The sequence below is a fragment of the Pseudovibrio sp. Ad13 genome, assembly GCF_001623225.1.
In the GTDB taxonomy this organism is placed as follows: domain Bacteria; phylum Pseudomonadota; class Alphaproteobacteria; order Rhizobiales; family Stappiaceae; genus Pseudovibrio.
Genome location: NZ_LMCC01000013.1, coordinates 579,527 through 600,576 on the forward strand (window position 1 = coordinate 579,527; position 21,050 = coordinate 600,576).

The following is a 21,050-nucleotide window of genomic DNA, read 5'->3' on the forward strand; positions in this document are numbered from 1 at the left end:
GAACATCCGGGCTTCTCACAATCTATCGAAGAAGTGTTTTCAAGGCATCCGCCACAATAATCGTAACTGCCTTGAGATCCGACAGCTGCAGATGCTCATCCGCCCCATGGGCATTGGCTTCCAGAATGGACCGCGGTCCTGCACCATAAAGCACTGTTGGAATACCGGCCTCAGCATAATGGCGGGCATCGGTGTAAAGCGGAGCGCCCGTGCTTTTCAGCTCAATGCCCAAAACCTCTTTGGCAGGCCATTTTAACGCTTCCACCAGCTTTTTTGCACCCGGTAACTCGCGCAGCGGCTCAGCAATCATAATGCGCCGACACTCCACCTCAACACCGCAATCTTCCGGTACCAAAGCTTCAATCAGCTCAATCAGCTGCTCTTCCACCTGTTCGCCATTTTCTTCGGGGATCAAACGCCGGTCAACGCGCAGCGAAACACGCTCTGGCACAACGTTGGTGTTGATGCCACCTGAGATCAGGCCCACAGTGATCTGAGGTGATCCAATGCCATCCTGTTCACTCTGAATGGACTTGAGCCTTTCGCGTTCCTCATAAAGCGCTGTGAGAACAGGCGTTGCAGCTTGCAGGGCATCCGCGCCACTCTCTGGCATTGCAGCATGCGCCTGACGGCCACGGAAGATCACTTCCATATGCAAACAGCCGTTGTGAGCCGTTGTCGCTGCATAAGAAAAGCCTGCTGAGATCGCATAGTCCGGCTTGGTCAGTTCTTGTTCCAACAGCCACTTCGGCCCAACAAACCCACCAGCTTCCTCATCATACGTCAAATGCAGTTCCACGGAGCCTTCCAGCTCATCCGCATACTCACGAAGAGCCAGCAACGCAAAAGCGTAGGTGGCAAAATCTCCTTTGGAAACCGCAGCTCCGCGCCCATACAAAGCACCATCGTCAATCTCGGCGCCATAAGGGTCTTTAGTCCAGCCTTCCCCCGGAGGAACAACATCACCGTGTGCATTTAGAGCAATCACTGGTCCGAACCCGTCGCCAAACGTTTCACGAATGATCAGATTGGTCACAGAGACCATGCCGTTCTGGCGCACAAATGGTTCTGGAACAGGGTGTTTTTCAACGGTAAAGCCAAGGCCTTCAAGCAGCTCAGCAGTCCGCAACGCGTGGTGCTCTGTATCCCCTGGCGGGTTGTCGCTTGGCACCTTGACCAATTCGCGCAGGAAGTCTACCTGCTCCGCAAACCGGTTTTCAATCGCGGCCTTCATGAATGCTCCCCTTGAATTTTACAGTAGCATTAATCCAATAGATAACAGTGATGGTTGCAAGCATCTTGTCATGCGGCCCCTCATGTTCCAGTGGATTATTGCCCCTTACGTAACTGTAGTAAGCACTTTCCGGCAAGGATCAGGAACTGCAAGCACTCTGTTCATCTACAACCAGATCCTCCAGTCGGAAGCTGAATATCCGGCAGATCTGTCGCAAAGCCTCCGCGAACTCATCTTTCGCGCTGTTTTGCAAGCGAAGCTGGAAGGCCTCCAGTATCTGATGCTTGGTTGCCCCTTTCACCGCAAATATGAAGGGGAAGCCATAGTTGGATTTGTAGGTGCCGTTAAGCTGGGTGAACTGCTCATATTCCGCATCACTCAGCTGGTCCAGTCCAGCGGCGGACTGTTCATTCACAGAGGCATCAGCCATTTCACCGGCACGCGCCGCTTTGCCTGCAAGGTCGGGGTGTGCACGGATTAACGCCAGCTGCGCCTCTTCATCCGCATGTTGCAGAGCGTTAGCAAACGCCTCAATCAGCGCATCACGAGAGGCAAAAGGTGCATCTCGCTGGGCAACAGCTGCAACCCAGGGAGTGTGCTCGGCAACCCCGCCAAACACTTCGACAAAGGTGTTCAGCGAAAACCTGTTCACTTCATCCAGAGAATAAGTCACCATGGCCTCAATGCCCCTGCAACCAGGCGCCAAGAATCTCGCGCTCTTCTTTGGTCATGCCTGTCTCATTGCCAAGTGGCATGGCAGAGGACCGCACCGCCTGCGCCATGATCAGGCTGTCATAGCGTTGCAGATCAGCAATGCTGTCCAGCTCAATGTTTTTAGGCGCTTCACTAAAGGCTTCATTGGTTGGTGTCGCACTATGGCAGGCTGCACAATGGGTCTGCGCAATTTCCAGCACATCACTGTCTGGGATCGGACCATGTCCACCACCAATCTTGGCAGGCTGTGTCACAATGAGAGCTACAAACAGACTGACGGCTGCCGTAGGCAAGGCCCACCAGAAATTGGCAAAGTTGTCATGCGCATCATGACGATTGATGAAGTGGCGCACCATACCGCCCATCACCAGGATCAGCGCAACAACCAGCACAGGCTGGCTATGCCCCGTCAGCAACGGATAATGGTTGGACACCATCATCAAAAGAACCGGCAATGTCAGGTAATTGTTGTGAACCGAGCGCTGCTTGCCAATCAGGCCAAGCGCGGCATCAGGTTTACGCCCTGCCAGCAGGTCTGCGGTAATCTTTTTCTGGTTCGGGATAATCACCATAAACACGTTGAAGGCCATAAACGTACCAATCAGCGCACCAACGTGAATGAGAACCCCGCGTCCTGAAAAGACCTGCGAATACCCATAGGTCGCGCCAAGAATGATCACCAGCAGGCACGCAGCCAGTAAAGGTGTGTTCTTGCCAATGGCAGAGCGGCACAGGCGATCATAAATGATCCAGCCCAGCCCAAGGGACGCGATGGAAATCGCAACAGCCTCAACAGGCAAAAGCTTCATGACCTCTGGGTCAATGAGATAAACTGTTGCATTGAAATAGTACTGAACGCTCAAAAGAGCAAAGCCGGATACCCAGGTGAGATAAGCATCCCACTTGTACCACATCAGGTCTTTCGGCAGCTCTTTCGGTGCCACCATGAATTTCTCAACATGGTAGAAACCGCCGCCGTGGACTTCCCAGGCGCTGCCAAAAATGCCCTCTGCCTGCCCTTCCCGTTTGCGCAAGGAAAGGTCGAGAGCGATGAAATAAAAAGAGGTCCCAATCCAGCCCACGCCCACAATCAAGTGAAACCAGCGGAAAAGCAGATTGAGCCATTCACTAAGGAAAGTGGCTGTCATTGTCTTGTTCTTTTAAGTTCAATTGAAATGAGTGGGCAGCGGGAGAAAACCCCCACTGCTGAAATCAGCGGAGAGCACCGTGAAAAAAAGTGGCGCTCTCCGAAAACAAGCTTGAGGCTTATTCAGGCAGTTGGTCGTCGATGCCTTTAACGTAGAAGTTCATGGAAAGCAGTGCACCATCTTCAGCGCTTACACCAGCTTTCAGGAACTCAGAGCCGTCCTGTTTGGTGATTGGGCCGGTAAATGGCTTCAGTTCACCAGACTTGATCGCAGCAAGAGTTTTGGCAGCTTCTTCTGCAACATCCTGCGGGATGTTGGTGAACGGCGCCATGTGAACCATGTCGACATCCAGACCGCCCCAGGTGTCCTGACCCTTCCAGTTGCCGTCCATCACTGCCTGTACGCGGGCAATGTAGTAAGCGGACCAGTCGTCGATGATCGCAGTTGCTTGTGCCTTAGGCGCAAACTTGATCATGTCAGATGCCTGACCAAAGCCCATGATGCCACGCTCTTCAGCAACCTGCAGAGGCGCTGGGGAGTCAGTGTGCTGAACCATGATGTCAACGCCCTGATCGATCAGGGCTTTTGCAGCATCAGCTTCACGGCCCGGATCATACCAGGAGTTCACCCAGATGGTCTTGATCTTGAAGTCCGGGTTCACAGACTGTGCACCCAGCATGAAGGAGTTGATGCCACGCACAACTTCAGGGATCGGGAAAGACCCGATGTAACCAGCAGTGCCGGATTTGGAGACCTTTGCAGCGATCTGACCAAGCACATAACGACCTTCGTAGAAGCGAGCGCCGTAAGAAGAAACGTTCTTCGCCTGCTTGTAGCCCGTTGCATGCTCAAACTTCACTTTCGGAAACTTGCGCGCAACCTTCAAGGTTGGGTTCATGTAACCAAAGGACGTTGTAAAGATCAGCTCGTGACCGGAGCGAGCCAGACGCTCAATCGCGCGCTCAGCATCCGCACCTTCCGGCACGCTTTCGATGTAAGTGGTTTCAACTTTGTCGCCAAAGTGCTTTTCAATCGCCTGACGGCCCTGATCGTGCTGGTAAGACCAGCCATGGTCAGAAACTGGACCAACATAGATGAAACCCACTTTCAGTGGATCAGCAGCATTTGAAGCCCCTGCGGAAAGACCAAGTGCAACTGCAGCAGTTGCAGCAAGCTTGAAGATAGTGCGCATTGTGCGCTCCCCTTTATAGGTTAACCTGCATTCCTGCCACGCAACACCCTAATAAGCGCGGCGGAACACACCATTGAGAACCAGATGAACGACGGCGCCAAGCAAACACGATAGGAACAAACCCGAAGGCCGTTCTGCGCATTTGTGCGCCCACAAGTTGTTTTTCTGCTTTGTTTTCGCTCGCAAATAATTGCGATCGTTTATTCGTGCGCGTGCAGAAATCCGCAAGTTGTGCAGCCGTGAATAAGTTCATATTCACTCAGAGATTTAAATCTCTGTTATCCATATCTCCGACCCACCATGTATACGAAGGTCGAAATATTTACAATTTGACCAACGTCTACTATGAGCGCGTCGGTCAAATCAGGTTCTTATTAGCGATCAGGCACAAAGGGCTTACCAAGACATGCAGGTGTATTCACCTTGGCAAGTGTCTTATTACGCGAGATCATAATCAGCACAATGATAGTTGCCAGATACGGCAGCGCAGACATCAACTGCGTCGGCAAACCAATACCAGCGGCCTGCGCGTGGAACTGCAAAATGGAAACAGCGCCAAACAGATAAGCCCCAATCAGCACACGCGCTGGGCGCCAGCTTGCAAACACCACCAGAGCCAGCGCAATCCAGCCTCGGCCCGCTGTCATGCCCTCAACCCACTGCGGGGTGTAAATGAGTGACAGGTAAGCGCCAGCAAGGCCAGAACACGCCCCGCCAAACATCACAGCCAGATAACGCACCTGAATGACGGAGTATCCAAGCGAATGCGCTGAGCCGTGATTGTCACCAACCGCACGGATGATCAGCCCCGTACGGGACCTGAACAACACAAAGTAAACCGCAATCACAAGACCATAAGAAGCGTAAACCAGAATGTCCTGATTAAAGAGCAGCGGCCCAATAAATGGAATGCCCGACAACACTGGAATAGCAATCGGTTTCAGGCTGATACCCGGTTGACCGATGAAAGCTTCTCCAACCATACCGGAAAGGCCAAGCCCCAGTATAGTCAGTGCAAGGCCTGTCGCCACCTGATTAGCCATCAAATTAAGCGTCAGGAAGCCAAACAACAGGCTCATGGCAACGCCGGAGATCATGGCCGCCACAATGCCGATGTAAGGAGAGCCAGTCGCCTGTGTCGCTGCAAAACCCATCACAGCGCCGACAATCATCATCCCCTCAACACCAAGGTTGAGCACACCTGAACGCTCCACCACAAGCTCACCAATAGCAGCAAGCAACAGCGGCGTAGACGCGGTGATGATGGTCAGAAGTACAGCCTCAATCATGGAAAGATCAGACATTGCCTGCCTCCTTCATGTTTTTCACACTGGAAGCAATCTTGAATCTGTAAAGAATGAGCGTGTCACAGGCGAGCACAAAGAACAGCAGCATGCCCTGAAACACACGCGTCACCTTATCAGTCAAACCAAGGCTGACCTGAGCAGACTCGCCGCCGATGTAGGAAAGCCCAAGCAACAACCCGGCAAACAGAATTCCAACAGGATTCAAACGACCAAGGAACGCTACGATAATCGCGGTAAACCCATAGCCAGGAGAAATAACAGGCGTCAGCTGTTCAATAGAACCGGAGACTTCCGCCATACCAGCCAGACCAGCCAAACCACCGGAAACGAGGAAACCAAACCAGACAACCCCATTGCTGGAAAACCCAGCAAAACGGCCAGCACGCGGTGTCTCACCCATCACTTTGATCTCAAAACCTTTGAGCGTGCGAGACAGCATCCACCAAACCACCAGAACAGCCAGAATGGCGAAGATCATGCCAATATGCAGACGTCCTTCACCGATTTTCGGCAGCACGTGTGCCGCATCAAAAATCCGGCTTTCCGGGAAGTTGAAACCTTCCGGATCACGCCATGGACCACGGACAAGAAAGTCGAGAATGTACTGCGCGATGTAAACCAGCATCAGGCTGGTCAGAATCTCATTGGTCCCAAACCGCACCTTCAGGAACGCCGGAATAGACGCCCACGCCATACCGCCCAAAATGCCCATCAGCACCATCAATGGCAGGGCCAGCGGGCTGGTAAAGTCGTAAAACAGCACCGGAATGATAGACCCAGCCAGCGCACCCATGGTGAACTGGCCTTCTGCACCAATATTCCACGAGTTGGACAGGAAACAGACAGACAGGCCAACCGCGATCAGCACCAGCGGACCAGCTTTCACCAGCAGCTCTTCAATAGACCAGCTGGTTGTCAGGGGCTCGATGAAATAGGCATAAAGCGCATCAATCGGGTTGTAACCCATGCTGACAAACAAAATAGAGCCACACACAAGCGTAAGCCCAATCGCAATCAGCGGCGAAACAACGCTCATCAGCTGAGAGTGCTCAGCCCGTTTTTCAAGTTCAATGCGCATGGGTCTCTCCCGCTTTTGCTGCAGGGGAAGCAGACTTGCCCTCACCCATACCCGCCATCAAAAGACCGATCTTCTCACGCGTCATTTCAGAAGCTGGTTCAGCGACAGAAAGCTCACCACGAGAGATCACCGCAATCCGGTCAGAAAGCTCGTAGATCTCATCAAGATCCTGGGAAATCACCATAACAGCAGAACCACCTCGGGCCAGATCAATGATCGCCTGACGGATCAAAGCCGCAGCGCCTGCATCAACGCCCCATGTCGGCTGATTAATCACCAGCACTTTCGGAACACGGTCCAGCTCACGGCCAACCACAAACTTCTGCAGGTTACCGCCAGAAAGCGAGCGCGCCTCAGGATTATCATGAGACATACGCACATCGTAGGAAACGGTGATGCGCTTTTCCATTTCAGTTGCAAGCTTCTGGTTAAGCATGCCGTGCTTGATCAATGACGGCTCAGTTTTATAGCGCGTCAGTAAAATATTGTCAGAAAGCACAAAGCCCGGCACCGCACCATGACCCAAGCGCTCTTCAGGCACAAAGGCAGAGCCCAGCAAACGCCGGTCATTGATCTTGCGCTTGCCAACCGGCACACCGCAAATTTCAACCGCATATGCATCTTTGACCTGCGTCTCGCCAGAGATCGCATCAAACAACTCGCTCTGGCCGTTCGCTGCAATCCCGGCAACAGCAACAATCTCGCCGCCGCGCAAGTCCAGATTGACGTCCTTCAGCTCAATGCCAAACGCACCATCCGACGGAATAGACAGATTGCGCAGCTTGAGCATCACATCACCCGGCTGTGCCTCAATTGCACCAGCCGAAATGTCGTGCACATCACCACCTACCATCATACGGGCAAGGCTGGCCGGTGTTTCCTCAGCAGGATCACACCCACCCACCACACGGCCATGACGCATGATCGTGGCGTTGTGACAGATCTTCTTTACCTCTTCCAGACGATGAGAGATGTAAAGGATCGCACACCCTTCGGAGGCGAGGCGCTGCAAGGTGATGAAAAGCTGATCCGCTTCTTGCGGGGTCAATACAGACGTAGGCTCATCCATGATGATGAGACTGGGGTTCTGCAAAAGGCAACGCACGATTTCGATACGCTGACGGATGCCAACCGGCAGATCCGCAACCAGTGCTGCAGGATCCAGAGGCAGGCCATACTTTTGGGAAACCTCAGTAATACGTCTGGAAAGTGCCTCGATTTTTTCGCCTTTAGGCAAGGCCAGCGCGATGTTTTCAACCACACTCAACGCTTCAAACAAGGAGAAGTGCTGGAACACCATGCCAACGCCCAGTTTGCGGGCAGCCGCAGGGTTCGAGATTGAAACCCGTTTTCCCTTCCAGAGGATCTCTCCCGCACCCGGTTCAAGAGCGCCGTAGAGAATTTTTACGAGCGTGGACTTACCCGCTCCGTTTTCGCCCAGCAAAGCATGAATTTCACCCTGCTTAATGACGAGATCGACATTGTCGTTCGCTAGAATGTCACCAAATCGCTTGGTAATACCCTTGGCTTCTATGAGATCCTCGCCCCCTGTCACCGGGTCAGACCTCTGCTCGTTTTCCATCGTGTTACCCGTTCCCCCAAGCAAAATTAGATCAAGATGTTCTCCCTGAACCTAAGAAGCAAAACGAAAACCTCCCTGAGCATTGCTCATTTGCTGCTCTTTCACCACTAGAAGTTGAGCAGCAATGGAAATTGCAATATCAGACGGTTTTTTGCTTTTAATCTCAGTAATTCCGACCGGACAAACAAGCTGTTTGCTTTGCGCCTCCGATATTCCGGAGTCTTTGAACCGTTTAAGTGTTCGCGCGCGCTTTGTTGCACTGCCTATCAATCCAATAAATGCCAGATCGGTTCTACGAACAGCGGCATCTACTATAGCATGATCACGCTTGTGATCATGGGTCATTACGATGACATAGTTTCCCGGCTCAAGGTTCTTTACGACGACTTGAGGCTCATTTAGATGAATGCAGCGGATATTGGAAGGTACATATTTAGGAAAAATTTCACGCCGTTCATCAATCCAACTGATCTGAAAGCCCAAAGGGGCCATCGCAAGCATCAAAGCCTTGCCAACATGCCCTGCACCAAACAGATACAGGTGAGGCCTATCCTCCCCGAACCTCTCCGTCAGTTTGCCTTGATTTAAAACAATTTCTGCGGAATCTGCACTGCACATTGCAGGGGGTAATACGTGCCTTTCAAGGGGGCCGGAACTGCAAGTATTTGCAGTCGTTGAAAAAATCCCCACCCCTTCTTGTGTGGAAAAATCTTGTGCACGACCGCGATAATTGAGGTGAAATTGCTCAAATGCGATTTCAACCCGCCCACCGCAGCACTGCCCAAGGTCCGGTCCAAGCGCGTATGAGCGCGTCTGGAAGGCCGCCCCACCATTTCCCATCAATGAAACAGCTTCATGCAAAACATCGTACTCAAGACGGCCACCACCGATGGTTCCCTTAAACGACATATCCGGTCGCACCACCATGCGTGCGCCAACCTCGCGGGGGGATGATCCAGCAACATCCAAAATGCTCACCAGCACGCATTGGCCAGCAGCATCAAGAGCAGACAAAACTTCACCCCAAACCCGCATCAGCCCTCCTCTCCGACCTTGATCGCTTTAACAGCTTTCAAAATCGCTTCAGGCGTTGCAGGTGCATCCAGTGTCGGCAAAACACCCTTGTTCAGACTCGCAACCGCATCATTAATCGCGCAAAAAACAGAGATTGGCAGCATCAAAGGCGGTTCCCCAACAGCCTTGGAACGATAGATCGTTGGCTCAGGGTTCCCGTCACTCTCATAAAGCGCCACATTAAAAATCTCAGGCACATCCGTGGCAGTCGGAATCTTGTAGGTAGACGGAGCATGTGTCCGCAGTCGGCCAGCATCATCAAACCACAACTCTTCCGTGGTCAACCAGCCCATACCCTGCACAAAGCCACCTTCAATCTGGCCAATATCCAGTGCCGGATTGAGCGATTTGCCAACATCATGAAGCACATCAACCCGTTCAACTTTCATTTCACCGGTCAACGTATCAATCACCACTTCAGAGCAGGAGGCCCCATAGGAGAAATAAAGGAATGGACGTCCCTTTACCCGCTCACGATCCCAGATGATCTTCGGCGTTTTGTAAAATCCTGAAGAAGAAAGATGAATCCGGTGTTCGTAAGCAAGCTGAGCCAGCTCTTTGATGGAAAGCTTCTGCTTCCCGCAAATCAACATCTGGTCATCAACCAGCTCGATATCTTCTTCAGACACCTCGAAGTGCTGCGCCACAAAGGTTTTCAGACGTCCAACAATCTCACGACAAGCAATCGCAGCAGCCATACCGTTCAAATCCGTACCGGACGAGGCGGCTGTCGGTGACGTATTTGCCACCTTGGAGGTGTTGGTCGCGGTAATCTTTACCTTCTCAAGGCGAACCCCCATCTCAGTCGCTGCAATCTGCGCAACCTTCTGATAGAGGCCCTGCCCCATTTCTGTGCCGCCATGGTTCAGGTGCACAGAACCATCGCGATAAAGATGCACCAGTGCACCTGCTTGGTTAAGATGGGTCAGCGTGAACGAAATACCAAACTTCACCGGCGTCAACGCGATCCCTTTCTTCAGGATCACGTTCTCAGCATTAAACGCGTCTATAGCTTTACGACGCGCGCGATACTCGGAGCTTTCCTCCAGCTCATCCACCAGCGCGGCCAGCACGTCGTGTTCATCAACCGACTGCCCATAAGGCGTGGTGTTCTCACCCTCGCGATAGAAGTTTGCCTTACGTACATCAAGTGGGTCTTGCCCCATCTTGATCGCAATCGCATCCATCAACCGCTCCGCCGCGAACATCCCTTGCGGGCCTCCAAAACCACGGAAAGCTGTATTAGAAACCGTATTTGTTTTCAGCCTCTTAGAACAGATGAGAACATCTGGATAGAAATAGCTGTTATCCGCATGGAACATCGCGCGATCATTGATACCAAGCGACAGATCGGCAGAGTGTCCGCAGCGCGAATTCAGATTGATTTGAACCGCTTCAATCTTGCCGGATGCATCACATCCCGCTTCCACATCAACCAGAAAGTCGTGGCGTTTCCCGGTCAGAATCATATCGTCATCACGGTCCAGCCGACATTTGCATGGACGACCAGTAGCGTTTGCAGCTAAAGCCGCCAGTGCAGCCCATTGGTTGGCCTGAGATTCCTTACCGCCAAATGCACCCCCCATCCGGCGCACTTCAACGGTCACCGCGGCCTCATCAACACCCAACACTTTAGCAACGGTATGCTGAACCTCAGCTGGATGCTGCGTGGAGGAATGCACAAGCATATCGCCATCTTCACCGGGAACAGCAAAGGCCATCTGCCCTTCAAGATAGAAGTGCTCCTGCCCACCCAGCGCAAAACTGCTCTTAACCGTGTGCGCGGACCGTTCCATAGTGGCTTCCGGTGCCCCACGGCGAAACTCATAGTCCGGCAAAACCTTCTGTTCGGCTTTGAGAGCATCAGCAACGCTCACCAGCGGCGTTTCAGCCTCAACCTCAATTCGTGCCAGTTGAACAGCCTTGCGCGCCTGTAAACGGCTCTCAGCCACCACAAGAAACACCAGCTGCCCATGGAATGCGATGCGATCTGATACAAAGACCGGATCATCTCCCATGGCAGGAGAGCAATCATTCACACCGGGAATATCCGCAGCTTCCAGCACTGCAACAACACCGGGGGCTGCTCTGACAGCACTCAGATCGATTGTCGTCAGACGGCCACACGCTTCATGAAACGCATACCCCGGCGCCACATGAAGCGTGCCGTACGGCTCAATCATGTCATCAATATATGTTGCAGTTCCAGACACATGCTTTTCTGCACTGTCATGCTTGTAGGATTTTCCCACGACCTGAGAGGTCGAGGTGCCTGCCTCTGTCTTTTCAAGAAGATCAGCTGACATGAGCGCCTCCCTCAACCAGTTCACGTTGCCCGTGGACACGCGTTTTTTGCGAGGATGAAGCAGATATCTCCAGTAAGGCTTTTTCTAAAAGCCCTCGCACAATATCACGCCGATAGGTGCTGGAGGCTCGCATGTCAGTCAGTGGAACGAATTCACTCTCAATCGCATTCAACGCATCCTGCCAACTGCCTCGATCTTCCAACGACGCACCAACCAGAACCGCTTCAGCGCTACTTGCACGTTTTGGAATGCCCGCAACACCACCAAACGCCATGCGCGCACGCTCCACAACACCGTCTTTCACCGTCAGACAGAACGCAGCCATCACTGCAGAGATATCCTGATCAAAGCGCTTGGTGATCTTGTAGGCCCGGAATTGCTCATTTGCGCTCAAACGAGGCACACTGATCGACGTCAGCACTTCGTTCTCAGCAATATCTTGCTTGCCATAGTCAATGAAGAAACTCTCCAGAGGCAAGGTACGCCGCCCACGATTGCTCTGCAGCTCAATTTCCGCCCCAAGAGCAATCAGCATCGGGGGCATATCCCCGATAGGCGATCCATTTGCTATGTTCCCGCCAACGGTCCCCGATGCCCGCACCTGCTTTGAACCAATCCGGCTGATCACCACCTCTAGATCAGGATCAATAGACTTCAGAAACGGATTAGCGACCGCATAAGACGCACCAGCACCAAGCCGGATACCCTGTTCATCCTCATAGCAAGTGCTCAGACCATTCACGCGCCCAAGAAAAATAACCTTCGGCAGGTCGCGCAGATGCTTAGTGACCCAAAGCCCAACATCTGTAGAGCCAGAAATAAGCGTGGCGTCCGGATGCTCACCATAGGTCTCCAGCAAGCGCTGAAAGTTGCTCGGAGCAAAGAAGAACCGCTCATCATCGCCCACATGAATATCCTGCGCATCCTGAAGAGCTGCAAGTTTACTCTCTGTCTCCATTGCACGCGCAGCAAAAACGTCATTCAAGCCATCACGACACGCTTCCAGAGCTGCATCAACAATTGGTCGGTATCCGGTACAGCGGCACAGATTGCCCGCTATCCAGGTGTTCACATCCTGCCGTGACAGACCCGGTGTATTCGCATGATAAAGTGTAAACAGGTTCATCACGAAACCGGGCGTGCAGAAACCGCATTGTGATCCATGAAGCTCTACAAGCGCTTTTTGGACAGGGTGTAATCCGTCAGGCCCTTCCAGATCTTCAACCGTCACAAGCTCACAGCCATCAATCTGGCCGAGCAATAGAATACAGCTGTTCACGGGCTCATAAATGAGTTTGCCGTCACGCAAACGCCCAAGCGCAATGGTGCAGGCACCGCAATCCCCTTCACCACAGCCTTCTTTGGTGCCCGTTGAGCGTTCACTCAGACGCAGATAGTCCAGCAAAGTGGTTGTCGGCTCAAAACGATCCAATTCGACGATCTGGCCTTTACGAAGGAAGCGGATTGCCGTGCGCATCAAATCAGCTCCCCCTGTAGGTGGTGTAACCAAAGGGAGAAAGCAGCAGCGGCACATGATAGTGGCTGCTCACATCCGCAATACCAAAGCGGATCGGCACCACATCAAGAAACGCAGGTTCTGGAAGAGAAATACCCTCAGCCCGCAAATAGTCACCAGCATGGAACCGCAGTTCATAAGTGCCTGCAGTCAGGCTCTCACCTTCCAGCAACGGCCCATCCACACGCCCGTCATTGTTGGTCGAGAATACACCGATTTTGGAGAAGCTGTCCCCATCGACACGAACCAGCTCAACCCGTAGCCCTGCTGCAGGTTTTCCTTGAGCACTGTCCAAAACGTGGGTGGTCAATCGCCCCATAGTTGCCTCGTCTTTCAAATGGCAACTGCAATAGATGCCAGAATCTAAGTGAAACTACAGAGTGCACGACTATTTATGATAACAAAAGAACAAAAAAGTGTCATACATGATGCCATTTAGGCATCAACTTTAGGCAGAATCTTCTCCAATCTTGCCTCCGCTTGCTCAAGAAAAATTGCTGGCGCCAGTGCAAGCCCACGCAAAGACGAGGTGATGACGCAAAAATGGCCGCGTGTCAGCTGCTCATCAATAAGGGGCTTGAAAAGCAGCCGCTTGCTCGCCAGCTCCTCCTCCAACCCAATGACCGTCTGAAACGCCACCATTTCACCTGAGCGCACCAAGTGCTTCATAAACCGCAGAGAGTTCGCTTCCACACTACTTTGCCCACCAATGGAACTGTGAGAGAGCGCCACGTCCAGCCGGGCACGAATAGAGATCCCGCGCGCTGGCATGGCAACCGGATACTCAAAGCACTGTGCAAGGCTCAACTTTTCTTCGTCAGCAAGCGGATGCGTCGGAGCCATGATCGCCCCAATCTCCAATGCCTTCTTGTAGGTGATGTTAAGCGCATCGGTATCCGGTGGTTCAAATGTGAACCCTACATCCACTTCAGCCTTCTCAACGGCCTGCGCAACCCGCTCAGCCCCCATCACCTGCACATCCACATGAATGCCGCTGTAATCCTTGTGGAACTGCGCAATCACCTCAGGCAACAGCGCCTCGGTCACACTTTCAACTGTTGCAATGGAAACCACACCACGACGAAGACCCTTAAGCGCATCCAGTTCCGCACCGGTCGCTTCCAGATCAGACAGAGTCCGCCGAATATGTGCCAGTAGAATTTCACCTGATGAAGACAGACGGATCGTGCGCCCCACGCGCTCAAACAGCTCCATTCCAAGCTGCTTTTCCAGCGTAAGAATTTGCCGGTTCACCGCAGAGGACGCCACATTGAGTTTGCGCGCCGCCGCCCGAATGGAGTTCTCTTCCGCAGCCGCTGCGAAATAGCGAAGCGCTGGGCCGTAAAGATACCGCGACCGATCCATCAATCCTCCCAATCCCTCAAACGTATTTAGAGGATAATCACTGTTGCACCGGTGGTTTTACGCCCCTCCAGATCGCAGTGCGCCTGCGCAATGTCCTTCAGGCTGTAACGCTGGTTGATCTGAATATTAATTGTCCCGTCAGCCACAGCAGCAAACAGGTCCCCAGCCGTCTCTTCCAGCTCCCAGCGCTCCGCAATGTAATTGAACAGCGTCGGCCGCGTCGCAAACAATGAGCCTTTCTGAGACAAGATGGCCATGTTGAACTCAGGGAGCGGCCCGGACGATTGTCCAAAAGAGCACCAAAGCCCACGTGGACGAAGGCAATCCAGCGATGCAGGATAAGTATCCTTGCCCACACTGTCATAAACCACATCACAGCCACGCCCATCAGTGATCTGACGCACCCGCGCTACCCAGTCCTCACTCTTGTAATTGATCACATACTCATAACCATTGGCCTGAGCCAGCCGCGCTTTTTCTTCCGAGCTGACTGTCCCGATCACCCTTGCACCAAGGGCCGACGCCCATTGACCAACGATAAGCCCTACACCGCCTGCCGCTGCGTGGTAAAGCAAAGTCGTATCCGCTCCCACGTTGTAGGTCTCGCGCAGCAGGTAGCGTGCGGTCATGCCTTTCAACATTAAAGCCGCCGCTTGCTCATCACTCACACCTTCGGGGATCTTCACAAGCACGCTGGCGGGAATATTACGCTCTTCACTGTAAGCCCCCAGCGGTCCTGCATATGCCACACGGTCCCCAAGAGCGAGCCCGGTCACGCCTTGCCCAAGCGCAACAACAATCCCTGCCCCCTCATTGCCAGGAATAAACGGGACACCATTTGGTGCCGGATAAAGGCCAGAGCGAAAATAGGTATCAATAAAGTTGAGCCCGATCGCAGTGTGCCTGATCCGAACTTCTCCATGCCCCGGATCAGGCAGGTCCACATCCACGTGTGTCAGAACGGACGGATCACCAGTTTTTTCAACGCGAACAGCAAAGACCATATGGATTTTCCCTTACAAAAGCTGGAGGCGGAGTTTGGACAGAATGCCGCTAACTTGCAAGCACCTTTGGGAAAACCATGCTCCACTCTGAGAAATGCAAGCATCAAAGCAAAAAGCCCGACCAATTGGCCGGGCTTTTAAAAAACTCACTTATCGAGAATCACATCTTACGAAACAGCTGATGAACAGCCCCAACGCAAAACAGATAAAGGCTCGTTGCCGTGATCAGCGCAAACAACCAGTTATCGATAATAAAATCCTGATAAAGTGCAACCGCAAGTGCAGCACTCCACACAATGAGAATGCCCAGGGTCAGCGGCCGCCACTTGACGGTGCGCACCGGGTGGACGAACTCGACAGGAGCAAACGTCAGCACAGAACACAGCACCACCATGCCAATGATGATCCATGGTGGAGACTGCAGTGCAACCAGCACAACAATCACCATATTCCAGACACCAGGGAATCCAAGAAAGCCACCGCTTTCAGTCTTCATGTTGCCGTCAGCGAAGTAGATCGCGCCGGTAAACACAATGACAGCACCAGACAAAAGTCCCCAGAACTCTGAGAGAAGGCCGCTTTGGTATAGCGCGAAAGCAGGCAGGAAAACGTAGGTCGCGTAATCAATCACTAAATCCAGAATAACGCCGCTCCAGCGCGGCAAGCGATTCTGAATGTCATATTTACGTGCTAAAGGACCATCCAGCCCGTCGACAACAAGTGCCACCCAGAGCCAGAAAAACATCATAGGCAGATTGCCGTTCGCTCCAGCGACAAGCGCAAGCAACGCAATGGGGGCCCCCAATGCGGTGAGGATGTGAATGAGGAACAGCCGGGAGTTGGTCTGACCGGTCAACTTTGGGTCCTTTGTTATTCTTTAAGTGAAGGTACCACTTAGAACAATCTATCGCCCAAAACTTCAATAAGAGGTAAGTCCGCCCGAGCGAAATAGATGTTTGCACCGCCCCATAGCAGAAGTGCGATACCTATTCCATAGCTTGTAAACGGTGTTTTGCTCTTTTTTTCAAGTGTCATTATGAGACCAAGCAGCGCGATCCAAATAATATTCATGATTCCCACTGCAAACATAAGCACCATGAGTGCCCAACAGCACCCCAAACAGTACAAACCTTGCTCAATTCCAAACTGGAAGGCACTTTGCTTTTGCTCACCGGAATGCAGAGCCAATGCAACATTAGGCGTCCGGCACCGGTCAAGACAAGCCTGCTTGGCAGGCGTAAATTGATAGATCGCGGCTGCAATGACAGTTGTAATCGTCAGTGTAGAAAACACCGGCATCATCATCGGGCTCATCACACCCAGCTCATGCAGCACGCCCTGAGCAACAGTCGCGACAACGGAAAATGCAACCCAGATAGCCAGATACCCGCCAGCCACCACATAAATAGCCTTGCCACCACGCGCTTCATGATAGGTCTGTAGCATCGGCATAGCAGTCGGCAACATCATGGCGAGAACCATCATGAACCACATCACAAACAGCAGAAAATAGTCGTAAAGGCCCATATTCACCAGCGCTGGCATCCCAAACGCTTCCTGAGCCAATGGCAAACACAGCGAGGCAAGCTGAACACGCACATGTTCCGGCAGGCCTTGGAACATGTTGAACTGATTGAACAATTCCATGCCCGGGCCCATCTCGCCCATATCCATGCGAGAGATCATGTCGATAACCATGGCAGCCAGATAAACCCAGCCCAAAACCACAGCACCACCCAGCACAATGTACGGGAGCCGATAGGACAACTGTAAATCCGTCTTCGGACTGGTAACTGACATAACCAACCTCAAAATCAATCAGGACAGGCCGAAACTCTGCGGTTCCGGAACCGGCGCAATTTATGCAGCTTCTCTAATAGACCAGTAATAGTCCCAATGCGACATTGATTTAGTTCAAATCTAAACTGGAACCTGCGACATGATGAAGCTGGCGCAACCAGACCTCTCCGCTTTCACTAGGGGACTATCCGCGTGCGGCACCTTGAAACCGATAGGTTTTATCCCCTAGATACTTGGGTAATAGAACGCAAACAAAATGCGGAACGAAAAAATGGCAGCCAATCTTGCAGCAGACAGCACCAAAGGCAAAAACAACGACCTCACGCCGTCGCAGGAAAAGAGCTACGATTGCGCTGTAATCGGCACTGGCCCGGCTGGCATGATCGCCGCCCTTGCCCTTGCCGGCAATGGACTGGAAACTGTGCTGATCGGCCCACCAGTCAACCTCAATGACGCCCGCACCACCGCCCTGATGGATGCCTCCCGCCAGTTTCTCGATAATATCGGCATCTGGAAAGACTTACGTTCAGCGTTTACACCGCTGGAAAAGATGCGCTTGATCGACGGCACAGATCGCCTTTTGCGCGCACCGGAAACCACATTCTCCGCCTCGGAACTGGACCTGCCTGCCTTCGGTTACAACATCCTCAACAAGGATTTGAACCGGGTGCTGTTTGATCTTGTGAACAACAACGAGCTCATTGAGCTTGTCGAAGACACGATCAAAAACGTCGCCAGCAACGACCACAAAGCCACCATTGAACTAAGCAATACGCCAGACATCAGCTGTCATGTCGTCATCGGCGCAGATGGACGAAATTCTGTGGTTCGCCGCTCCGCTGGCATAGAGACAAAAAACTGGAAGTACCCGCAAGCGGCACTCGTTCTCAATCTCAAACACGACCTGCCGCATTACAACATCTCTACCGAGTTCCACCGCAACACTGGCCCATTCACCATGGTCCCGCTGCCAGGTAAGACCTCTTCCCTTGTTTATGTGGAAACGCCAGAACGCGCCGAAGAGCTGAACAACTATAAGGACGAAGCCCTCGAAGCCGAACTGGAAAAACTCAGCAAGTTCGTTCTGGGTTCACTTAAACTGGCAAGCCCAAGGCAGGTCTACCCACTCTCCGGCCTGACAGCCGTTCACATGAGTGGCAATCGCTCACTGCTTATGGGTGAGGCAGCGCACGCCTTTCCGCCAATCGGGGCCCAGGGTCTCAATCTGTCTCTGCGCGATGTAGCCGTTGCGACAGAACTGCTGGCCAACGCAAAGCACACCAAGGCAGATATGGGGTCTGCTGAGCTGCTGCAGAAGTATGATCGCAGCCGCAAAGCAGATGTCATCAGCCGCACAACCGCCGTAGATTTGCTCAACAGGTCTTTACTGACGGATGCCTTGCCTGTTCAGATGCTTCGGAGTCTGGGGCTCTACACAGCCTCCAGAATCCCACTCGTACGCCGCCTTTTGATGCGCGAAGGCATTGCCCCGTCCTGGAACCTGCCAACACTTATGCGCGCGCAGGACAATTAGGGCACCAGGATTCCTGATTGAATGAGATAAATGAGCGTTGGCAACGTAATAACAGAGGCCAACGTTCCATAAAGCACGGCTGTAGACGCGCGCTCGACATAACTCGAGTAGTGCTGAGCTAGCACATAAACATTCGCAGCTGGCGGCAATGCCGCCATGAGAACAGCTGTTGAGACCCACAGACTGTCAAAGCCACCAATCCACTCCAGCAGCACAAATACAAGGATTGGGTGCACCACCAGCTTGATAAGCAACAGGACCGGCAGTTCCTTCGCCGTTCTCCGGCTTGGCTGCAAGGCAATCGTCACCCCCATGGCAAACAATGCACAAGGTGCCGCAGCTTGTCGCAAAAACGAGATGGTCTGGTCGAGTGCAACAGGTGGCTTGAACTCAATTGCAGCAGCCAGAATTCCCGCAAACACCGCAAGAATAAACGGGTGAGTGATGATCTTCTTGAAAATCTCAAAGGCCAAAGGCCCAAACTTAATGTTCCGCGCCCCGCCAATCGACATCATCATGGGAACGAGAATGAACAACAAGATTGTATCAAAACACAGGATCAAAGCTGTCGGCACCGCCGCCCCTGCCCCAAGAACAGCAAGCGTAACGCCCGGCCCCATGTAACCAATGTTGGAATAGGAACCAACCAGTGCCTGCACAGTCGCCTCACCGATACTGCCGCGCAATATGAAGCGCGCAAAAGCATAAGCCAGCACAAACATGGCGAAGGTGGAAAATGTGGTCGCTGCGACAAAGTCAAAGGTGGCAAGTTCTTCCAGCGGCGTTTCAGAGAGCAACTGAAAGAACAGCGCAGGCAGAGCCAGATAGATCACGAAAAAGTTCATCCATGACAAACCCTCTCGTGAGAGTTTCGCACCGCGACCAGAAACAAACCCCAGGAAGATGAGCAAGAAAAATGGCATTGCCAAATTAACAACATTGAGCATCTAAACCATTTCCCCATGCAATTTTTTAGTGTTCTCCGCATCCAACTGGAGAATGAGTTGCTTTTGAAATGCTGATTGGCTAATCACCATGTCCGAGTTGAGCGTATATAGCCATTCTACAGAGGTTGGCATACCGGCAACTACGACACTATAGTATGCGAGTAAACGGAACTGGAAAGCTCCATCCGCCCAAAGGCCAATATGAAAGCTAAAAAATCCCGTCGCCCACTGACACGTCGCGAGAAGCTCAGCTTTCGTGCTGAATGGCTGGCTCTAAGATTTATCGGCGGAATTCTGCGCTCTATGCCGCTGGATTGGTCCTCCGCTTTCATGGGAAACATGTGGCGTCTGATCGCCCCCATGACCCATAGGCATGCCCGTGCCAAAGCGCACATCATGGCCGCCTATCCGGAAATGACGCTCAATGAAGCGGATAAAATTATCAGGGATATGTGGGGAAACCTTGGTCGTGTCTCTGCTGAAACCGTTTTACTTTCCAAAATCCACAAGGATCCGAGCCGCGTCACCTACGTAAATCCAGAGGTCTTTGAACCCTCGGTTGGTGAAGGCGCCGTTCTTGTAACCATGCACTCCGGCAACTGGGAGGTTGTCTCCGACAAAGCCGAGGAACTTGGTCTCCCGCTCGCAGGTGTCTATCAAAAACTGAAGAACCCTTACTCGGAAGGGTATTTGGTCGAAAAACGCAATTTCCTCTATAAGCTTGGCCTGTTTTGCAAAGGCCACGACACCGGCACAAAGATCATTTCAATCCTGCGTAAAAAGGGCTCCGTTGCCTTCGTCGCAGACGTACGCGACCATCGCGGTGTCAAAATTGAGTTCTTCACGCAACCGTCAGCAGCAACGCACATTCCAGCCGCGCTTGCCCGCACCATGAACAAGCGTCTCATCGCTGTGGTTGCTCGCCGCAAAAAAGGCTCCCGCTTCGACATCATTGCCAAAGAAATTCCAGTAGCTCGCACCAAAGACCGTGTACAGGATGCCATCACCACAACGCAGGCAGTACACGATCAGTTCGAAGAATGGATCCGCGAAGAACCATCCCAATGGATGTGGATCATGAAGAAGTGGATTTAGCCCGCTCCCCCACGGTGTATCTCACAAATGCTGGAGCTGGTTTAGATTTAAGACACGCTCCGGCAAAAGCTAAAGCCCTACAATCAGTTCTAACTAAAGACTGACCGCTTCAGGACTTAGCCCAAAGAGCTGATTTTGCACCGCACAATATTCT

18 protein-coding genes are annotated in these 21,050 nt (G+C 52.5%); 2 read left to right on the plus strand and 16 right to left on the minus strand.

Annotation, left to right across the window (positions count from 1 at the left end; translation table 11 throughout):
• Positions 1-22 precede the first annotated feature (22 nt).
• The 15 genes from PsAD13_RS16385 to PsAD13_RS16455 all read right to left on the minus strand — a co-directional run bounded on the left by PsAD13_RS16385 (position 23) and on the right by PsAD13_RS16455 (position 17,320).
• On the minus strand, positions 23-1,234 hold the full coding sequence (locus tag PsAD13_RS16385) for an ArgE/DapE family deacylase (protein ID WP_063318846.1): 1,212 nt from the start codon (positions 1,232-1,234) through the stop codon (positions 23-25).
• 139 nt (positions 1,235-1,373) lie between these two features.
• Positions 1,374-1,910 carry a 2-oxo-4-hydroxy-4-carboxy-5-ureidoimidazoline decarboxylase gene (uraD, locus tag PsAD13_RS16390; protein ID WP_063318847.1) on the minus strand — a complete coding sequence of 179 codons (537 nt, stop codon included), beginning with the start codon at positions 1,908-1,910 and terminating at the stop codon, positions 1,374-1,376.
• Between the two features lie 4 nt (positions 1,911-1,914).
• Entirely contained in the window at positions 1,915-3,096 is a 1,182-nt protein-coding gene (locus tag PsAD13_RS16395) for a urate hydroxylase PuuD (RefSeq protein WP_057466299.1), read from the minus strand.
• Positions 3,097-3,214: 118 nt separating this feature from the next.
• Positions 3,215-4,288, minus strand: a complete 1,074-nt coding sequence (locus PsAD13_RS16400; protein WP_063303976.1) for a BMP family ABC transporter substrate-binding protein — start codon at positions 4,286-4,288, stop codon at positions 3,215-3,217.
• A gap of 374 nt (positions 4,289-4,662) precedes the next feature.
• Entirely contained in the window at positions 4,663-5,592 is a 930-nt protein-coding gene (locus tag PsAD13_RS16405) for an ABC transporter permease (protein WP_084404738.1), read from the minus strand.
• Positions 5,585-6,673 (minus strand): ABC transporter permease, encoded by a 1,089-nt coding sequence (locus tag PsAD13_RS16410; protein WP_063318848.1) that lies wholly within the window; start codon positions 6,671-6,673, stop codon positions 5,585-5,587. Before PsAD13_RS16410 ends, PsAD13_RS16405 begins: the two co-directional genes overlap by 8 nt.
• Positions 6,663-8,255, minus strand: coding sequence for an ABC transporter ATP-binding protein (locus PsAD13_RS16415; protein ID WP_208986686.1), 1,593 nt, complete (start codon positions 8,253-8,255; stop codon positions 6,663-6,665). Before PsAD13_RS16415 ends, PsAD13_RS16410 begins: the two co-directional genes overlap by 11 nt.
• Before the next feature lie 51 nt (positions 8,256-8,306).
• A complete protein-coding gene (gene xdhC / locus PsAD13_RS16420; RefSeq protein ID WP_063318849.1) occupies positions 8,307-9,290 on the minus strand; it encodes a xanthine dehydrogenase accessory protein XdhC in 984 nt (327 codons plus the stop codon).
• The gene (xdhB, locus tag PsAD13_RS16425) at positions 9,290-11,635 is read right to left on the minus strand and encodes a xanthine dehydrogenase molybdopterin binding subunit (protein WP_063318850.1); all 2,346 of its coding nucleotides are present in this window, start codon (positions 11,633-11,635) and stop codon (positions 9,290-9,292) included. Before xdhB ends, xdhC begins: the two co-directional genes overlap by 1 nt.
• Positions 11,625-13,112 (minus strand): xanthine dehydrogenase small subunit, encoded by a 1,488-nt coding sequence (gene xdhA / locus PsAD13_RS16430; RefSeq protein ID WP_063318851.1) that lies wholly within the window; start codon positions 13,110-13,112, stop codon positions 11,625-11,627. The genes xdhB and xdhA overlap by 11 nt, the downstream gene beginning before the upstream one ends.
• A 4-nt stretch (positions 13,113-13,116) precedes the next feature.
• Positions 13,117-13,470 (minus strand): hydroxyisourate hydrolase, encoded by a 354-nt coding sequence (gene uraH, locus PsAD13_RS16435; RefSeq protein WP_063318852.1) that lies wholly within the window; start codon positions 13,468-13,470, stop codon positions 13,117-13,119.
• 116 nt (positions 13,471-13,586) lie between these two features.
• Complete coding sequence (locus PsAD13_RS16440; RefSeq protein WP_063318853.1) at positions 13,587-14,516, minus strand: LysR family transcriptional regulator; 930 nt, start codon at positions 14,514-14,516, stop codon at positions 13,587-13,589.
• A gap of 26 nt (positions 14,517-14,542) precedes the next feature.
• Positions 14,543-15,520 carry a quinone oxidoreductase gene (locus PsAD13_RS16445; RefSeq protein WP_063318854.1) on the minus strand — a complete coding sequence of 326 codons (978 nt, stop codon included), beginning with the start codon at positions 15,518-15,520 and terminating at the stop codon, positions 14,543-14,545.
• Between the two features lie 160 nt (positions 15,521-15,680).
• Positions 15,681-16,376: a CDP-alcohol phosphatidyltransferase family protein gene (locus PsAD13_RS16450; RefSeq protein WP_063296918.1), complete on the minus strand. Its 696-nt coding sequence runs from the start codon at positions 16,374-16,376 to the stop codon at positions 15,681-15,683.
• A 38-nt stretch (positions 16,377-16,414) separates the two neighbouring features.
• Positions 16,415-17,320 carry a DUF2182 domain-containing protein gene (locus PsAD13_RS16455; protein ID WP_063311220.1) on the minus strand — a complete coding sequence of 302 codons (906 nt, stop codon included), beginning with the start codon at positions 17,318-17,320 and terminating at the stop codon, positions 16,415-16,417.
• A gap of 271 nt (positions 17,321-17,591) precedes the next feature.
• Between PsAD13_RS16455 and PsAD13_RS16460 the strand changes: the two genes are divergently transcribed.
• Positions 17,592-18,854 carry a UbiH/UbiF family hydroxylase gene (locus PsAD13_RS16460; protein WP_063318855.1) on the plus strand — a complete coding sequence of 421 codons (1,263 nt, stop codon included), beginning with the start codon at positions 17,592-17,594 and terminating at the stop codon, positions 18,852-18,854.
• Here PsAD13_RS16460 and PsAD13_RS16465 read toward each other — a convergent pair.
• Entirely contained in the window at positions 18,851-19,801 is a 951-nt protein-coding gene (locus tag PsAD13_RS16465) for an AEC family transporter (protein ID WP_063290825.1), read from the minus strand. The two genes, PsAD13_RS16460 and PsAD13_RS16465, sit on opposite strands and share 4 nt — an antisense overlap.
• A gap of 201 nt (positions 19,802-20,002) precedes the next feature.
• On the opposite strand from PsAD13_RS16465, the gene PsAD13_RS16470 reads away from it, so the two are divergent.
• A complete protein-coding gene (locus tag PsAD13_RS16470) occupies positions 20,003-20,896 on the plus strand; it encodes a lipid A biosynthesis acyltransferase (protein ID WP_063318856.1) in 894 nt (297 codons plus the stop codon).
• Positions 20,897-21,050 lie beyond the last annotated feature (154 nt).

Coding starts and splice junctions, on each gene's coding strand:
- PsAD13_RS16440 (WP_063318853.1), bottom strand. CDS start 14,516: ATGGATCGGTCGCGGTATCTTTACGGCCCAGCGCTTCGCTATTTCGCA.
- PsAD13_RS16445 (WP_063318854.1), bottom strand. CDS start 15,520: ATGGTCTTTGCTGTTCGCGTTGAAAAAACTGGTGATCCGTCCGTTCTG.
- PsAD13_RS16385 (WP_063318846.1), bottom strand. CDS start 1,234: ATGAAGGCCGCGATTGAAAACCGGTTTGCGGAGCAGGTAGACTTCCTG.
- PsAD13_RS16400 (WP_063303976.1), bottom strand. CDS start 4,288: ATGCGCACTATCTTCAAGCTTGCTGCAACTGCTGCAGTTGCACTTGGT.
- PsAD13_RS16395 (WP_057466299.1), bottom strand. CDS start 3,096: ATGACAGCCACTTTCCTTAGTGAATGGCTCAATCTGCTTTTCCGCTGG.
- PsAD13_RS16460 (WP_063318855.1), top strand. CDS start 17,592: ATGGCAGCCAATCTTGCAGCAGACAGCACCAAAGGCAAAAACAACGAC.
- xdhB (WP_063318850.1), bottom strand. CDS start 11,635: ATGTCAGCTGATCTTCTTGAAAAGACAGAGGCAGGCACCTCGACCTCT.
- PsAD13_RS16410 (WP_063318848.1), bottom strand. CDS start 6,673: ATGCGCATTGAACTTGAAAAACGGGCTGAGCACTCTCAGCTGATGAGC.
- uraH (WP_063318852.1), bottom strand. CDS start 13,470: ATGGGGCGATTGACCACCCACGTTTTGGACAGTGCTCAAGGAAAACCT.
- PsAD13_RS16405 (WP_084404738.1), bottom strand. CDS start 5,592: ATGTCTGATCTTTCCATGATTGAGGCTGTACTTCTGACCATCATCACC.
- PsAD13_RS16465 (WP_063290825.1), bottom strand. CDS start 19,801: ATGCTCAATGTTGTTAATTTGGCAATGCCATTTTTCTTGCTCATCTTC.
- PsAD13_RS16470 (WP_063318856.1), top strand. CDS start 20,003: ATGAAAGCTAAAAAATCCCGTCGCCCACTGACACGTCGCGAGAAGCTC.
- xdhC (WP_063318849.1), bottom strand. CDS start 9,290: ATGCGGGTTTGGGGTGAAGTTTTGTCTGCTCTTGATGCTGCTGGCCAA.
- uraD (WP_063318847.1), bottom strand. CDS start 1,910: ATGGTGACTTATTCTCTGGATGAAGTGAACAGGTTTTCGCTGAACACC.
- xdhA (WP_063318851.1), bottom strand. CDS start 13,112: ATGCGCACGGCAATCCGCTTCCTTCGTAAAGGCCAGATCGTCGAATTG.
- PsAD13_RS16455 (WP_063311220.1), bottom strand. CDS start 17,320: ATGTCAGTTACCAGTCCGAAGACGGATTTACAGTTGTCCTATCGGCTC.
- PsAD13_RS16415 (WP_208986686.1), bottom strand. CDS start 8,255: ATGGAAAACGAGCAGAGGTCTGACCCGGTGACAGGGGGCGAGGATCTC.